The organism is Sphingobacterium sp. UBA2480 (assembly GCF_002341965.1).
In the GTDB taxonomy this organism is placed as follows: Bacteria; Bacteroidota; Bacteroidia; order Sphingobacteriales; family Sphingobacteriaceae; genus Sphingobacterium; species Sphingobacterium multivorum.
Window position 1 is genome coordinate 259,825 of the sequence record NZ_DDPA01000005.1, and the last position, 15,903, is coordinate 275,727.

Annotated in this window: 17 protein-coding genes; 4 read left to right on the top strand and 13 right to left on the bottom strand. The window is 42.0% G+C overall.

Features of this window, described 5'->3' with window-relative positions; all coding sequences use genetic code 11:
• Window positions 1-70: 70 nt before the first annotated feature.
• Both B3600_RS11075 and B3600_RS11080 read right to left on the bottom strand, forming a co-directional pair.
• Window positions 71-880: a helix-turn-helix transcriptional regulator gene (locus B3600_RS11075; RefSeq protein WP_286752988.1), complete on the bottom strand. Its 810-nt coding sequence runs from the start codon at window positions 878-880 to the stop codon at window positions 71-73.
• A gap of 8 nt (window positions 881-888) precedes the next feature.
• Window positions 889-1,413 carry a hypothetical protein gene (locus B3600_RS11080; protein WP_286752989.1) on the bottom strand — a complete coding sequence of 175 codons (525 nt, stop codon included), beginning with the start codon at window positions 1,411-1,413 and terminating at the stop codon, window positions 889-891.
• Between the two features lie 233 nt (window positions 1,414-1,646).
• On the opposite strand from B3600_RS11080, the gene B3600_RS11085 reads away from it, so the two are divergent.
• Entirely contained in the window at window positions 1,647-2,201 is a 555-nt protein-coding gene (locus B3600_RS11085) for an SMI1/KNR4 family protein (RefSeq protein ID WP_286752990.1), read from the top strand.
• A 16-nt stretch (window positions 2,202-2,217) separates the two neighbouring features.
• Here the strand turns inward: B3600_RS11085 and B3600_RS11090 are convergent, their stop codons facing one another.
• Together B3600_RS11090 and B3600_RS11095 are read right to left on the bottom strand one after the other, a co-directional pair.
• Complete coding sequence (locus B3600_RS11090) at window positions 2,218-2,742, bottom strand: hypothetical protein (RefSeq protein WP_286752991.1); 525 nt, start codon at window positions 2,740-2,742, stop codon at window positions 2,218-2,220.
• Between the two features lie 68 nt (window positions 2,743-2,810).
• Complete coding sequence (locus B3600_RS11095) at window positions 2,811-3,344, bottom strand: hypothetical protein (RefSeq protein ID WP_286752992.1); 534 nt, start codon at window positions 3,342-3,344, stop codon at window positions 2,811-2,813.
• A 233-nt stretch (window positions 3,345-3,577) separates the two neighbouring features.
• Between B3600_RS11095 and B3600_RS11100 the strand changes: the two genes are divergently transcribed.
• The gene (locus tag B3600_RS11100; protein WP_286752993.1) at window positions 3,578-4,285 is read left to right on the top strand and encodes a Crp/Fnr family transcriptional regulator; all 708 of its coding nucleotides are present in this window, start codon (window positions 3,578-3,580) and stop codon (window positions 4,283-4,285) included.
• 53 nt (window positions 4,286-4,338) lie between these two features.
• On the opposite strand, the gene B3600_RS11105 is transcribed toward B3600_RS11100, so the two are convergent.
• Genes B3600_RS11105 through nirB form a run of 4 tightly spaced genes read right to left on the bottom strand, consistent with a single transcriptional unit; the run spans window position 4,339 to window position 8,506 of the window.
• The gene (locus B3600_RS11105) at window positions 4,339-4,740 is read right to left on the bottom strand and encodes a hypothetical protein (RefSeq protein WP_236560135.1); all 402 of its coding nucleotides are present in this window, start codon (window positions 4,738-4,740) and stop codon (window positions 4,339-4,341) included.
• 6 nt (window positions 4,741-4,746) lie between these two features.
• The gene (locus B3600_RS11110) at window positions 4,747-5,559 is read right to left on the bottom strand and encodes a formate/nitrite transporter family protein (protein ID WP_112373447.1); all 813 of its coding nucleotides are present in this window, start codon (window positions 5,557-5,559) and stop codon (window positions 4,747-4,749) included.
• A gap of 48 nt (window positions 5,560-5,607) precedes the next feature.
• Window positions 5,608-5,955, bottom strand: a complete 348-nt coding sequence (nirD, locus tag B3600_RS11115; protein ID WP_112373448.1) for a nitrite reductase small subunit NirD — start codon at window positions 5,953-5,955, stop codon at window positions 5,608-5,610.
• A 34-nt stretch (window positions 5,956-5,989) separates the two neighbouring features.
• Window positions 5,990-8,506, bottom strand: coding sequence for a nitrite reductase large subunit NirB (gene nirB, locus B3600_RS11120; protein ID WP_286752994.1), 2,517 nt, complete (start codon window positions 8,504-8,506; stop codon window positions 5,990-5,992).
• Between the two features lie 198 nt (window positions 8,507-8,704).
• On the opposite strand from nirB, the gene cobA reads away from it, so the two are divergent.
• Window positions 8,705-9,466, top strand: a complete 762-nt coding sequence (gene cobA, locus B3600_RS11125) for a uroporphyrinogen-III C-methyltransferase (RefSeq protein WP_286752995.1) — start codon at window positions 8,705-8,707, stop codon at window positions 9,464-9,466.
• 130 nt (window positions 9,467-9,596) lie between these two features.
• Here the strand turns inward: cobA and B3600_RS11130 are convergent, their stop codons facing one another.
• Window positions 9,597-10,346, bottom strand: a complete 750-nt coding sequence (locus B3600_RS11130) for a DeoR/GlpR family DNA-binding transcription regulator (RefSeq protein ID WP_286752996.1) — start codon at window positions 10,344-10,346, stop codon at window positions 9,597-9,599.
• Between the two features lie 4 nt (window positions 10,347-10,350).
• The gene (locus tag B3600_RS11135; protein WP_286752997.1) at window positions 10,351-11,535 is read right to left on the bottom strand and encodes an MFS transporter; all 1,185 of its coding nucleotides are present in this window, start codon (window positions 11,533-11,535) and stop codon (window positions 10,351-10,353) included.
• Window positions 11,536-11,609: 74 nt separating this feature from the next.
• On the opposite strand from B3600_RS11135, the gene B3600_RS11140 reads away from it, so the two are divergent.
• Window positions 11,610-11,999, top strand: a complete 390-nt coding sequence (locus B3600_RS11140; protein ID WP_046674292.1) for a VOC family protein — start codon at window positions 11,610-11,612, stop codon at window positions 11,997-11,999.
• Window positions 12,000-12,119: 120 nt separating this feature from the next.
• Here B3600_RS11140 and B3600_RS11145 read toward each other — a convergent pair whose 3' ends face one another.
• The 3 genes from B3600_RS11145 to B3600_RS11155 are packed head-to-tail and all read right to left on the bottom strand — an operon-like array spanning window position 12,120 to window position 15,899.
• Window positions 12,120-13,589 (bottom strand): TlpA disulfide reductase family protein, encoded by a 1,470-nt coding sequence (locus B3600_RS11145; RefSeq protein ID WP_286752998.1) that lies wholly within the window; start codon window positions 13,587-13,589, stop codon window positions 12,120-12,122.
• 58 nt (window positions 13,590-13,647) lie between these two features.
• The gene (locus B3600_RS11150) at window positions 13,648-15,117 is read right to left on the bottom strand and encodes a PKD-like family lipoprotein (protein ID WP_286752999.1); all 1,470 of its coding nucleotides are present in this window, start codon (window positions 15,115-15,117) and stop codon (window positions 13,648-13,650) included.
• Between the two features lie 11 nt (window positions 15,118-15,128).
• Window positions 15,129-15,899 carry a DUF4843 domain-containing protein gene (locus B3600_RS11155; protein WP_286753000.1) on the bottom strand — a complete coding sequence of 257 codons (771 nt, stop codon included), beginning with the start codon at window positions 15,897-15,899 and terminating at the stop codon, window positions 15,129-15,131.
• Window positions 15,900-15,903 lie beyond the last annotated feature (4 nt).

A 15,903-nucleotide genomic window follows, 5' to 3' on the forward strand; every position in this document is an offset into this window, starting at 1 on the left:
AGGCTTTTTCCAATCTATTTGTGTAAAAATAGTATTAGCCAAATGAATAAAATAGAATGAAATTAACTTTTTATGCGTTTATCTTATTGCGATACTCCCCAGGTGTGGATCCAAACAGATTTTTGAAACAACGTATAAAATGACTTTGATCTGCAAAACCTGATTGATAGCCTATTTCGGTTAGCGAAAGGCCCGGTTCACGCAGTAGCAGCACCGCATTTTCCACTTTCAATTTGCGGATATAATCACCCATTGTTACACCAAAATACCGGGAAAATTCACGCGACAAATAAACGGGATGCAAATCGACAAGATGGGATATCGTCGTCAGATTCAGCTCATTGGTAAAATTAACCCGCAAATAATCACGCAGCATATAAACCCATTGCGGAACTTTACGTTCGCTTACGATCCGGTCGCGATGCAACAAAGAAAACACATTTAACAACAAACTGTCCATTGCAAGTCCCGAACTATTATCCCGATCGAAAGATTCCCAAAAAAGTTTATGGAAGAGCAGTCTTACCTCCGGCAGATGAATATCCATATTGCCTTCCAGCAGATGCAAGGCCGCCATCTCGTTCCAGCACCAGCCTTGACCTAGTTCAATATGAAAACCTCGTGTACACCCATCTGGTTTTATATTGTAATGAGGGTCTTGCCAATGATGAAAAAGCAGGTCTCCGGCAGTACAATGATGAATCCCTTTTTTGCTTTCCTCCAACAAATTTCCCTCCAAAATAAAGGTAAAATACGGGTTTTCATGGTAATGCCAGTCCACTTTTTCCAGTGTATAAATAGCATCTGAAACAAGTAGTTCATTGGAATTAAATTTCCTATTCAAGGTACCATAGTAGGTACCTGCACTGAGCTGTTCCACCTCTTACCTTATTCCGCGTAATATCCCGCTACTCCAATGCCGATCGTCCAAAAGAACTTTGACTTTTCAAGGTCCTCCAACAGCATATCCGCATTGTCTTCGTATTCACCATCGGCTTTGATTTCCTCAATCTCCTCCTGAACATCCTCTTCAGTCATCTGCCGCCAGACACCAACAGAGCTGTTCAAAAATGTATAACAATACCCCGCTTCGGCATCATCAACCTCACCCTGGTTTTTATCCGTTAAGATGGTGACCAGTTCAGCCGCTTCCACCTGAAATGGATTAACACCATAGATACTGATTTCAGTTTTTTCGGGATAAGGGCCATTGATGCTTTCGATAAAGCCCAATATCCCTTGGCTATCGAAATCAAGCCTCAGTTCGAGTTCATCATAATAATATTGGTTGTCCAGCGCATCTGAAGGAGCGCCAAGTACACCTTGGACTTCAGCACGGCCCGCACCGAGATTAACAGGACCAATACCTTCAATTTGAATCCCAACAAGTGGGATTAGTTCGATCTTTTTCATGCGTATTCAGTAAATTACAAAAAGGATACCTGCATAAATAACAAGTGAACATCTGCTATCGTTTTATCCAATGATGAACATAGCTACAGCTTTATGCTGACATAAATTTACATTAATTCCCATTAAATAATTATTAACATTTTTAACTTTTCTTACGCTTCTAAGCACATAGCATTATTCGCATACCCGGTTATTTATGACTAACTTTATGAATGCATCAAAAATCGACCACTATGCAACAGACGCTAGCAACATTAGACAGCTATATCCAAAATCTAAGACCTGAATTGTATGCCGATCTACAAGATCCATTATCGGCAGAAGAGTTTAGGTCCCTTGAGCAGCACTATGATATGGAGATACCTCATGATCTTAAAGCACTCTATCGTTGGAAAAATGGGCAACGCACAACAAGTTATGAAGCCTTTGTGAACAATTCGACGTTCATCCCCTTAGAAGAGGCCCTGGATACAGCGCAGGAAATGACTAATATGATTGGTATGGACTTCGAAATCGAAAACTGGTGGAATGAACGTTGGATCCCTTTATTCCATAACGGCGGCGGAAGTTATATCTGCTATGATCTAGGGGGCATCTTTACGGGGCAGGCAGGTCAATTGATTGAATACTGGAATAAAGACAATGACCGGAATGTTATTGCACCCAACCTCACAGGTTTTTTAGGGCTACTAAACGACTATTATGCCCATACGCCTCAAGAAAAATTCGATGATTTTTTTAGCCTAGATACCACAGGCGAATATCCCAAACGGTTTAAGGTGGGCTAACAGAAACTCATCGCCCTCATTTTTTTCTCTCGATGAATTTTTGAATTTTCTTTAAATAAGTAATCGATTTAGGAGGGGGAATACGATGTCCAAACTCCTTATGAACATAAGAGACAGCATTTTCTTCGTCGAGCTCATAAGCCCTAAGCAAATAAAACAGGGCTTGGTTCCGAGAAAGACTATCCCTGCCTGCAAGCTCGATTCCACTCATTGTTCCTTCTAATGTTAGCAGATTATAGAGATGCAAATAAGCCTCAGGGCATTCGTGTCTATTTGCCATCAATTGTGCATAATAATACAACTCAGGCATCTTTAAGATAAGCCAATAATTATTTGACACTTCATTATAAGCCTTGAAATCTCCTGCATTAATTGCTCGACGCCAAAGCGAATCAGCTACTTCCCGAGGCAGTTCCAGATCTTTGGGGTCATCAATTACTGCCTCTAGCTTTTTTTCGACATGATGGCTACAACTCAAGAAAAGCACACAAAAAACAACGGTAAACAATTGTAAAATCTTCATCTCTCTTCTTTTCATCATAACTATATAACCTTTTATGTTTTAAGCAATTCACCTCCCACGCATCCATCGGTTTTTGTTGACTGCGTTCACTTTACGCTCCTGTCATTAAACATTACTTTTTTCACATAGTTGCTTTTTCCACTCAAAGCCAGAGCTGCCGAATCTGCCGAAATGTAATTACAAAAAAAAGAAATCAGTTCAGGAGAAGCCTCATACACCAAATAATTCAGTCTTAAAGTTCTATTATCTGGATTCAAGCATAATTGACATAAGGATTTTTCATGATCAAAAAACGTAATCTCTAGATTTGAGCAATAATTATGTTTATGTCTGATATCATTCATTTCAGGTTTGTACCGCTTTAACTTGGCCATTTCATCAAGAAGAATATCCCATTTCGCTAATGGAACTGTATCATTCTTGGCCGTAAAAAAATCAACCGCATGATTTCTATAAGAATCACTCAAGTAATTTTCTTGAGCAGACTGCTCATCAACGAATTCGCGACTGAACAAAATCCGTAATTCCTTTTCCCGTTTTTTCTCTTTGGAACCACAGGATAAAAACAGAGGCAACATGCAATAAAGAGTAACAAAAATTAAATAAGTTCTTAGGTTCATAATACTATTGGTCTTTACACTACTCCAAAGAAAACAATAAGTGCTGATTTCAAATAAACGTGTTAACAACACACCTATTAAAATTCAGATGTAATTGTTCATCGAATTCCATACTTTTCAGACCTTAAAACATCCTATATGCCTTTTTTTATAAAAGGCAATATAGGAATTTAAATGAATAGATGATACCTTTGAATAGACAACAAACAGTCCATTATACGAATCAGACTTTGATGAAATCGAAGAAAACAAATCCCTGCGATCACTCCTGCCTTATGTGCCGTTATGTCTTACAAGATTGGCTCGGACAGATCGACCTTCATCGGAAGAATATCAAATTAAAAAAAGGTGAACAGTTTATCACCGAAGGAGAATCCGTTCGGGGCATTTATTTCATCCAGTCGGGACTTGTCAAAGTTCACCGTAATCTGGGGGATAAAGAAACCATTGTACGATTTGCAAAAAAAGGAGATATCGTTGGCCATCGCGGAATCAGTACCGAACAAACTGTCTACCCTATTTCTGCAACAACCCTGGAAGTGTCACAGCTCTGCTTCGTCGAAATGCCGTTCTTCCTGTCCACGCTACGCATAAATCCAGAGCTGAGTTACCGGTTGATGTTGTTTTTTGCCGACGAACTACATCTTTCTGAACAAAAGATGACCCGCCTGACACAGCTCGCTGTTAAAAATCGCCTTGCCTGGAGCCTATTGTTACTTCACCGTGTTTTCAGCGAGGGACATAAGGATGGATATATTGGATTATCCCTAAGCAAAAAAGACTTGGCTTCCTACGTAGGCGCTACGTACGAGACCGTATATCGTACGCTGAGCGAACTTATCGAATTAGGAGCCATCATAATGGACAAAAAAGATATTTTTATTAAAAACCTCCAGCTTTTACAGGATCTATCAGAAGAAAACAATGGGGAGTTAAACTAGCTAGAAAAGCCAACGACTCCCCAAATCATATATTCCCTTAAAAATACATCACCTTAAAATTTAAAGCCCATACCGACTCCCAATCTCCATTTACCATCAGCAGCACTCGTTTTTGCGGTATAGAATGCTGGCAGCTGAATGGCAATATGTCGGAATACAGCCGTTAAACCAAATCCCAGAGAGGGCGTGATCCAGGAGTTCTTTGGCTTCCCCGATTCAACCTTATCTTCTTTCAGTTTTAAGCTAGGTAATAGACCAAGCAACAGGCAGCTTTTGGGTGCGAATATGTATTTCACAGCTGGCCCGGTACAATTGAAGTAAACACCCCGATCGACGTAGCCCGCTACCGCAATGCCTTCAAACAAACTGCCTTTTATTATTTTTTCCTGACTATAAATTCTATCGCCAGCAATCAGCAACAAGATTAGCGTCAATAGTTTTTTCATTTGATCCATAAAAATTCAATTTTGTGAAGTTGATACCTTTTCTTTTTGATGATAAGTATAATAGATAGCCATCCCCGTAAATAGCAGACCGCCAACAATGTTTCCAGCGGTTACGATCAGCTGATTACAAAGCCACCAGTCGGAGATCGTCACTTTTGCACCAAACATCATCCCGGCAGGGATCACAAACATGTTAACAACAGCGTGCTCATAACCTAATGCAAAGAATATAAAGATCGGAATACCCGCAGCTAGAATTTTACCAAGGGTAGACTTAGAAGTCATGGACATCACCACGCCCATACAGACCATCCAATTACACAGAATAGCTTTGACAAAAGCCGAAAACAAACCCGCCGCACCATGACTGCTGTATCCAAGGGTTTTCTTTTCACTGATCAGAATCAGACTATGTTCGATATTTCCGAGCTGGCTCGACTGCCCGGTCTCTGTGCTAGCCGCCCAGAACAAAATCGCAAAGAGCACACTGCCCAGCAAGTTGCCCAGAAAAACCCAGAAAAGATTATTGGCCATCGCCTTAAAATTGATCTTACCTTCAAACCAGGCCAAAGGCACCAGCGAAAAGCTTCCCGTCACCAGCTCCAGACCAAGGATAACGATAATGACAAAACCCACCGGAAAAACAAATGCACCGACTAAGCTCAGTCCCGTCTGGGAAGTCGCCAATAGTGCGAGTGTGACAGAAATTGCCAATAAGGCTCCTGACAATGCTCCCCGTATCAATAGATCTTTGATTGGAAGCGTAGATTTGTAGATTGCGGTATTCATCATTGCACCAGCAACCTCTTTTGGGCTAATATAATCCATGGTATTTTTGTTTTAAAAGGTTTTAGATTCAGTTATTTATTAGCTTAGCTAAGCAGTCATTCCAATAAAAACACTTCCGTTTTCAACCTTCACCGGGTAAGTTTTAATCGCACATTCATCACCCGAAAGACATTCACCTGTATCTAGGGCAAAGGTTTTTTTATGGAAAGGACAAGCGACTTTCGGCGTCTCACCCAAAGAGCCCAACATCCCGCGGCTTAAAATCATCTGCCGTTTGTGCGGACATTCATTCTGCGTGGCATACCACTCATTGCGGCGGGCAAAATAAAACAAGGCCACCTGTTCGTTATTCAATTTAAGACAGACTCCGCCGTTTTCAATGGCATCTTCAATCCGGCAAGCCTTCAGCCACTGCATGTCAATTTGCATATTCATATGATTTCAATTAAAAGGTTTAGTGATTCTATATTTAATAAGTATTGATGTTCCAATCTGCAGCTTTCTTCTGTCCGCGAAAGCTTTCGAAGCGAACAGTTTCATCCTTCTCCTCTGGTGCATTTACAAAATGAACAAAGCGTTTACGAATTTCCGGATCCTCCACAGCGACTTTCCATTCACAGCGATAACTATCAACAAGCAGCTGCATATCCTGTTCCCAGGAATCACCCATCCCCAGACTATCCTGTACCACAACATTTCTTAGATAATCTATTCCGCCCTCCATTTTATTGAGCCAGGTAGCAGTCCGCGTTAACGGATCCGCGGTGCGGATATAAAACATCAAAAAACGGTCGATATAACGGATACAGGTTTCACTATCGATATCCGAGGCTAATAATAAGGCATGCTGCGGCTTACTTCCACCGTTGCCGCAAACATAAAGGTTCCAACCTTTTTCGGTTGCAATAATTCCAAAATCCTTACTCTGCGCTTCAGCACACTCGCGAATACAACCACTAACGGCCGACTTGATCTTATGCGGAGCACGTAGTCCACGATAGCGTTCCTCTATCCGTATCGCAAAAGAAACACTATCGTGCAACCCAAACCGACACCAGGTACTGCCTACACAGCTTTTAACAGTCCGTAGTGCCTTACCATAAGCATGTCCACTTTCAAAACCCGCAGCAATAAGTTCTTCCCAAATCAATGGCAGATCATTGAGATGTGCACCAAATAAGTCAATGCGCTGTCCACCCGTAATTTTTGTATATAACCTGTATTTCTTGGCCACCTCCCCAATAACGATCAGTTTATCCGGGGTAATTTCACCGCCTGGAATACGCGGAACCACCGAATATGTCCCACCCTTTTGTATATTAGCCAAATAACGGTCGTTACTATCCTGAGCCACATCATTACCCTTGCCAAGAATCATCTCGTTCCAAAGACTGGCAAGCAAGGAAGACACCAAAGGTTTACATACTTCACAGCCATGGCCATGGCCCAGCGCATCCAATACATGATCATAACTTTTAAGCTCGTGGATCTTGATCAGATCATAAAGCTCCTGACGGCTCAAATTGAAATGTTCACAGATGGTACTCCGGATGTATTTCCCTTGCTGTTTCATGATGTAATTAACAAGGTCCTTAATCATCGGCACACAGCCGCCGCATCCTGATCCGGCTTTGGTACATTTCTTTACGGCGTCCGCATTTTCACAATTTTTAGTTGCTACAGCATCACAAATCTGTGCTTTAGAAACTCCTTCACAACTGCAGATTAGCGCCGCATCAGGAAGAGCCTCTAGACCAGAAGAAGCCGACCTGCTGTCACGCTGTTGGTCGAAAAGGAGAAGTTCTGGATGTTCTGCTAATGCGAGGTTATTGTTAACCATCTGAAGCAACATGTTGTAACTTGTCGCTTCCCCGACAAGTATTCCGCCCAATAGCCGCGTTCCATCTGTACTGACGTTTAGTCGTTTATAAATACCCTTATTACGATCCTCCAATAAGATCGTTCGAGCATAAGGTTCACTGATAAAAGGATCTCCAAAACTAGCCACATCAACTCCCATCAGTTTCAGTTTAGTGCTCATATCAAACCCTATAAAAGATTTTTCTTCCCCTACGATTTGAGCTGCCGCAATTTCAGCCATCTCATACCCCGGCGCCACCAGACCATAAATCATATCATTCACCAAGGCGCATTCACCGATGGCATAAACTGAAGGGTCTGAGGTCTGCATCTGTGCATTCACCAAAATTCCACCCCGTTCACCGACAGCTAGGCCCGACTTCTTGGCGAGTTCGTCACGGGGACGTATACCAGCCGATATCACCAGCAGATCTGTCGCCATGGAGGTGCCGTCGTTAAAGGCGACTCCTGTGAGGCGATCATCACCCAGCAGTTGACTTGTGGATTTTTGCAATAAGCAACGCAAGCCCAATTCCGCGAGCTTATGCTGCAAAAGCACACTGGCACTATCGTCGATCTGGCGTGGCATCAGGCGGGGAGCAAATTCAATCACAGCAGTTTCTTTTAGGCCAAGATCTAGGAGAGCTTTAGCAGCTTCAAGACCCAAAAGTCCGCCCCCCATGACCGTACCAGTTTTGACCTTTGCCGCATAAGCCTTAATCAACTCCAAGTCTTCGATTGTACGGTAGAGAAACACCCCTTCTTTCTCAATCCCAGGAATAGGAGGAACAAAAGGGGCAGAACCTGTCGCAAAAACCAAATAGTCATAATTTAATGTAATCCCTTTTAGAGACTTCACTTCCTTTTTCAAGAGATTTATAGCAATAACAGGATCATCTAAATGGATTTTTACATTATTCTCTATATACCACTCATTTTTTAGCAAAAAAAGTTCATTAATGGACGAAACTTTGAAGTAATCTGTCAAATGAACACGATCATAAGCTCGAATTGACTCCTCTGCGAATACAGTTATACCTAGGTTATTAGATTTTTGCTTTAATTTTTCACAAATCTTATTACCAACCATACCATTTCCGATAATAACAACATTTTTTCTATCCATAATCATAATTTTTATTGAAAAAAATCAATTTACACTTTCAATAACACTAATTTATGGAATAAAAAATAAAAAAATCAAAATAAATATGATTTTTATAATATTTTTTCAAAAATAAAACATAAAAATTAACACAAAACATGATTTTAGTCATATTTTTTAATACTTTTATATAAAATAAAAACAAAAAAAAAGGATATAATGAAAGAAATAAAGAAAAAAACCTTATTTATTGTAGGTTCTGGACCGGGAGACCCCGAATTACTTACCATAAAAGCTTATAAAGCGATAGAAAATGCTGAAGTGATCCTATATGACAACCTAATTAATCAAGAAATCCTTCAAATAGCAGACAAAAACTGCTTAAAACACTATGTTGGCAAGCATCCTTATGGAAAATACGTTCCTCAGGAAGAAATAAATGAACTTATCCTACATTACTGCAGCAAATTCGACAGGGTGCTACGACTTAAAGGTGGTGATCCCTATCTTTTTGGCCGGGGTTTTGAAGAATGGCTTACCGTGCAAAACAGATCCATTGACATCACCTATATTCCGGGTATCAGCAGCATGCAAGGCGCAGGCCTTCATAATATTCCATTAACACATCGCGGTGTAAGTGAAGGCGTATGGGTATTGACAGGCATGAAGAAAGATGGAACCCTTTCATCCGATCTGCAACTAGCGGTTCAGAGCAGATCTACAGTAGTTATCTATATGGGCATGCGTAAGCTCGACGAAATTGCACGTACTTATGTGTTACACGGTAAAGGAGAAACAACAGCCGCGATTATACAGCACGCGAGCTTACCTCAACAAAGACAAGTGCATTGCAAAGTCAAAGATCTCGTAAAAATAAGCAAAGAGTATAACATGGGACATCCAGCCATCATTATCATCGGCGACGTCGTGGATCTACAACATACATTGACACTGGCTACCGAAAAAAGGCACATCATCTAACGCTATCTACCCGTCATTCTGCCGGATACAACAATACCACTTCGCAGCAGCATGTAAACAAAAGAGCTTGCCGCACGGATGATTATTCACTGAATTCGACCACAATACAAGGCCAAAATAGTCAGGCCGTCTATACAATCTGCAGATCCATATTTCTAAATGGATTCAATTCGGGATCATTGGAGTCCAGGTCGGTGATCAATGCCGTGAGCGAATCTATTGGACATACCCTAAACAGTTCCCCTTGATAAAGCTTATTCTGGCTGGCTAAGGCTATTGTTTTCTTTGCACATTGCACCATCATCTTTTTTGTTTCGCCATCTGCAGCTGACGTTGCCGATACACCGAGCTCAGGATCTACAGCACAAGTTCCCATAATAAAGATATCGGCGTTATATTTAGCAACTTCCATACAGGTTGTGATGCCTGAAGTTACAGCCAGATCGGGTTCAAAATTACCACCCAAAAAAATAAGTTCCACATTTTTGAACTTATCGAGCAGCGGCACGATGGAAAAATTATTCGTAACCATCCGGATCCGGATATCCAATGGCATCGCATTCACTACGGCCCATGTCGTAGTGCCACCATCCACAAAAAGGGTCATGCCATCTTTCAGAAACTGCTGTACTTTTAATGCAATAATATCTTTTTCTTTGGTCAGAAACGATTGCCTATCCTGGAAAGTCAACGGATCTTTTTCGCGAAGCATAGCCCCACCCCTGGTCTTGGAAAGCAAGCCGTTCCGATAGAGAAGATCTATGTCGCGACGGATGGTATCTTCCGATACCGCCAACAATACCGCCAGTTCTTCAAATTTCACCTTCCTCCGACTCGCCAATTCGCGGAGGATTACCTCAAAACGCTCTTCTTTTAACATGCTATTACTTCCTGATTTTATAGATAAGGGCTACCACTAGAAAAAGTAAAGCTATTGTTTCGAAAGCAATGATCAAAGAAAAATGCTGTGCAATAGCACCCAAAAGTGCCGGTCCTGCCAGCTGACCTGCATAGCCCATGGTTGAAATAACCGGAATGGCTACTGTCGGTGAAAGTCCTTCAATCCGGCCACCCTCGCTAAAAAATACAGGGACAATATTGGCGGCTCCCAGTCCCAACAGGACAAATCCAACAAGTGTAACAGAAAGCCAGGGACTAAATACCAGGATCAAAATACCTAATGACGCCAATAGGCTCCCACCGATCACCACCACTTTACTATTCAGCTTACTTACTAATCGATCTCCCTGCAATCTCATCACCGCCATCGCTACGGAGAATGCCGCATATCCAATTCCCGTAAATTCCGGAGATACGCCTTTGTGATCCCGCAAAAATATGGCGCTCCAATCCAACATCGCTCCCTCCGACAGAAAGGCGATGAAACACATCAGCCCAAGTACCAGCACACTCCACCTGAGCCATTGAAATCTTTTTTTGGAAACCCGAGTCTCATCAATGTGGGAAAACTCGACAATGATTTCCTTTTCCTTATGGTAACCCAGCAGCTTTCGATATTGTAAGATCAATAGCAGTATTAAAAAGATAGCGATAGTAACTGCCGCATAAATCGGAATTAGCCCCATCTTTATCAGAAAACCCAAGCCGATCGACCCAAATAGGCCACCTACGCTGAACAGCCCATGTAAAGATGACATGATCGGTTTACCCATGGCATTCTGAACCTGCACACCATGTGCGTTCATAGCCACATCTATAGTACCTATACTGCAGCCAAATATAAAAAGAACACAGGCCATCAAATAGCTATTTGTTACCATCAACAGAACAGGGAGCACAACGGCAGCAATTATACCTGAGATCAAAATCACTTGTCTACTCCCAAGTTTCCCGATAAAAAAACCAGAGAGAGGCATCGTTAATAGTGCACCACCACCCAAACACAGCAGTAAAAGCCCCAGTTCTCCATCGTTAAGACCAAGACGGTCCTTGGCGAAAGGTACCATCGGTGCCCAGCTTGATAGCGCGAGGCCACATACCAAAAACATAACCTGTGTCGCTGTTTTTGCCTTAATTATCGATTCGTTAATGATCGGTTTGTTCAACATCCTGATAAATTTTACATTGCAATATTATGCAAATTTGCATAATATTGCAATGTAATTAAATAAAAAGATTTGCCATGCGAATAGAACACCTCGCCCTGTGGGTCGATGACCTCGAGAAAATACGTGCTTTTTACGCCAAATACTTTGGTACTGTTAGCGGAGAAAAATACCATAACCCGAAGAAAGGGTTTTCATCCTACTTTCTTAAATTCCGCGAGTCAGACGCACGTTTAGAGATTATGAACCGTATTGATATCACTGCAGCAGCAGCTGACAGAAGCCTGAGCAAAGGTTATACCCATCTAGCCCTAAGCGTCGGTGGAAAAGATGCTGTCGATAAGTTGACCGAGCAATTACGGTCGGATGGATATATTATCGAAAGCGAACCCCGTACGACGGGCGATGGGTATTATGAAAGTGTCATACTTGATCCAGAGGGAAATCCAATAGAAATTGTAGCTTAAACTCAGATAAACAAAAGTCCATAATCTGCCAAACTTGAACATTGGCAAATCATGGACTTTCTGGGATATTATCCTTCCTATTTTTGACCGCCAAATCGCAGTTCTAGCTTGGAGGATACCTTAACCTTTCTTGGCTAATTCGATCTTGTTTGAAATTTCGTTAACGATCTTTTCGACATCCGAACCACTACCCGATGACTGAAAGCGAATAAAACCATCTTTATCGATCACCACTTTAGTAGGGATGCCACTAACACCGTAGGCCGAAACGACAGACTTATCCTTCTCCTTCATCTCATCATATAGGACATGGAAACTATATTTATTGTCGTTGATAAAGTTGTTGACAAGTTCCTTATAGTTTTCCTCCTTCTGCCAGGTATTGATAAACAAGAATGCGACCTCCTGATCATTTGCATATTTGTTGACCGCAGCCTGCATGCCCGGGAATGACATTTTACATGGTCCACACCAGGTTGCCCAGAAGTCAAGTACAACCACCTTTCCTTTCAGGCCCGCCAAAGATACCTCCTTGCCCGAACGATCCACCAACGAAAACTGAGGTGCTTCTTTTTTGATCATTTCACCCTTCAATTTTGTAACCAGCATTTCGTCAATACGTCCATTTAGCGCTTTGAGATAAGCCGTCGTGTCCGAAAACCCGCTATTCAGCTTACTGTACAAAGGCAGGAGTACTTCCATCATTTTGGGATCTTTCCCTTCTTTGACAACTTCCTTTTCCATAAGCTGAAAAGCATCCAGATCGCGTCCTTTTGCCTGAAGCGCCTTGGCATAGGCGATCGTTGCCGATTCGGACGGTAATTCTGTGCGCACCTTGTCCAATACTTCAAGCGCCTTATCCACATCCTTGTTGCCCATTAAAGCATCCGCATATTGCAGGCCGATAGCCCCCAGGTATTGACCACCCGCAGTTTTCTTACCTTCAGATTTCAGCTGGTTTAGATTGACATAGACGGGTTCAAGCATTTTTTGTGAAAAAGTGTACTCTTTTTGTCGGTTTAACTCGCGTCCGATCGCAAAAACAGCGTTAGCATAATTGTCTTTGGGTTTCAATAGTTCCAGATAATAACTGACCTTATCCAAGTTTTTTTCTTTTGTATACTGTTGTGCAATAGTCCCCATGCCGTAACCATAGATTCCTCTATTTTTTTCAGCGTAGCTATTTTCCGGAAACTTTTTAATTAAGCTAGTATACTGCTCTTCTAATTGTGCCGCAGTCTGATTTTCCGCTTTAAACAGTTTACCGAAAGCTTCATTTCGTGCGGTAATTCCCTTTGGAAACTTTTTGGCGATACCTGCCTTTATCGCATCGGCTTTATCTGCATTTTGCAAGCCATTGTAGATCTGTCCTGCCAGCAGTTGGTCTTCCTCTTTTTTCGATTTCGCCAGAAATTCAGCTTCTTTCAATATTTCTGCCTTCGATTCATCTGTCCCTTTCTGAAACAAACCATTGAGGTGCTTATATAGCTCCTCCTGAGTAATTCCTTTTTTTGCAGCTAATTGTCCAAAAGCAGCCTGGCTTCCCAATAGTAGTAGCGGAATGGCTAATTTTATTGATTTCAAATTCATATTTTAAGATTTATACATGTTTAAATGAATGATATTATGCTTTAAGAGCTAACAGTTTTTATTGCGTCAATATCCCTAAATGGAGGTCGACGATCTCGTCAACCACATGTGGAAAAGATTGTTCCAAGACCATGGTGTTTGCGTTATAAATATAGATGGACCCAGGCTTACTGGCGGTCAGATCATTGGTTGCTATCATCAGCTTGCCATCCAGGATCTTAAATTTGACAATATCTCCAGTGGCATTTTCAGGCAGCTGCACATATTTCTGGAATTCGACACCGAGGTAAGAGGCCATATAAATGGTTTTGCCACTAGCCATAAACCAACGGCTTGTAGGACCATCAAAATAGACATAACCAATTGCACCAGTTGTCGGCATTGGACCGCTGCCCAGTAGGCTGAACGATTTCGGTTTATAATCTGCAGCGTAATCCAAACGATAAGAATACAATTGATTGTCCTGTTTAAAGAGGTAGATATGGTTGATCGAAGGGATATTGGCATAACTACAGGCCAAAAATACCTTTCCATTCATGAGCTCCTGCCCCAGGATATCTTTATAATCATTGATATAAACATACTCATTGGCCGTAATACCATTATCCCACACCCGCACCTTTTTATTCTTTTCGTCGTAGACACTCATAAAGTATCTACCATTGCCCAGCGGGGCGGCCACACCATTCGGTGCAATCTGGTAATCCGTCGGATCGTTTATAAAAGCAGGCAGCGCTATAGCGCCCTTCCGCAGTACATGAAACTTACCTTTATTAACCACATAGATCACGTCATTGTATCGGTCGTTCATCACCTGGCTTGGACGAAGCTCAAAATTGCCACCACCGACATAGCTGGAAGAATTGTACAGCAGCGTAGGCACAAACTCCCTGGAATCAATGACCACGACAGGATTTACAGCATCCCGAATCCCGATGGTTAACACGTTATAAAAGTCTGTTGACGAAGCGCCATACTTTTTGGTCCCACTGATCGACAGCGGATTCTGGCCCAGCTTACCTAACTTGGGCAATAAAACCTGATCAAAGGAAGCTTTTTTGGTAATGCTCGATAGGCAGTACAATGATGCCGCTTTCGATTTATCCTGTGTCAGTACATAGTACCCCCATTTATACGGGTTCACAATATTCAAAAAACAATTGTAGCTGCTTGTTATTCCCGTAGACCTGTCCGTTACAGTAAACTCGGCCGAGATCTTACCATAACGCTTATTGGCCACATAAAATAGATTTTTCGATTTACTGACTGCAACAGAGTCCACCTTCCATTCAAAAGTGAGTTGTGTCGTATCACTAGCCGAAAGCGTCCCCATCACTGTTGGATTCAACCGAATCGTATCGTTAAACGGGATTTCATAAATTCGTCCCGTCGGATGATTAGCTTCTAGCAGGCCCGTGATTGTTATCGTATTCACGTCCTTGTAATTATAGTTACCTAGATCCTTAGAACAGCCTCCTACAATCAGAAGAGCCAGGAACAGGATAAAAGATCGGTTTATAAATTTCATCTGCTTCATCGTTAAGGTAATAGAATACGTTCTTTTGTACTGTCGCCATCAGGATAGACCTGGTGATCGATAAAATACTGTTTGAGCACCTGAATATAATTGAACGTGACAGGATACCAGCTTGCAATAGCCGAAGTAGGCATATTATTCCAATAATATATTGGCCCCGGCGCCCCTGTCGTCAGATCTGGTGAAGGGTCGGCGCCAAGGTGATAGACCTGCATCCATTGCTGGAACACCTCTTTTTGATAAGGGCCAAAATAATTTTTCCAGGTATTCCACCAAGCCGGTTCATTCAGTATATCGTCAACCACAATCCGTATTTTTTGATTGTATAGGTTTCCGGGAGCGAAAGCCTCATTTTGCTCCATGCGCAGATACAAGACCGTGGGCTCAGCTTTCATTTTGACTGTACGTTGAAATGTGACAAAGAGGGTATCCACATAGCGGCTGGCGCCGATCATCGGTGCTGAAAATTTCACGGCAGCCTGATCATATTTGGACGAATCTTCCAATACATACGTATAGCTACGGTCTTTCGCACTCGCCCTTCCGCCGATACCGATCGGAATCGCAAGGGTCTTTTCCTTGCGTTGCAGATCGGCATCCAACGCAAATCCATAATAGACACTATCTGCAAATTTTTCTACAGATCTGGTATTGGCATTTGGATAGGCAAAATAGATGTAACTCTGGGTATCGTCAAATTGGAGCATATTGTCGTTTTTATTGCAGGCACCCAGTATAACGGCAGCACAAAAAAGCAAAATATATCTGTTCATTTCG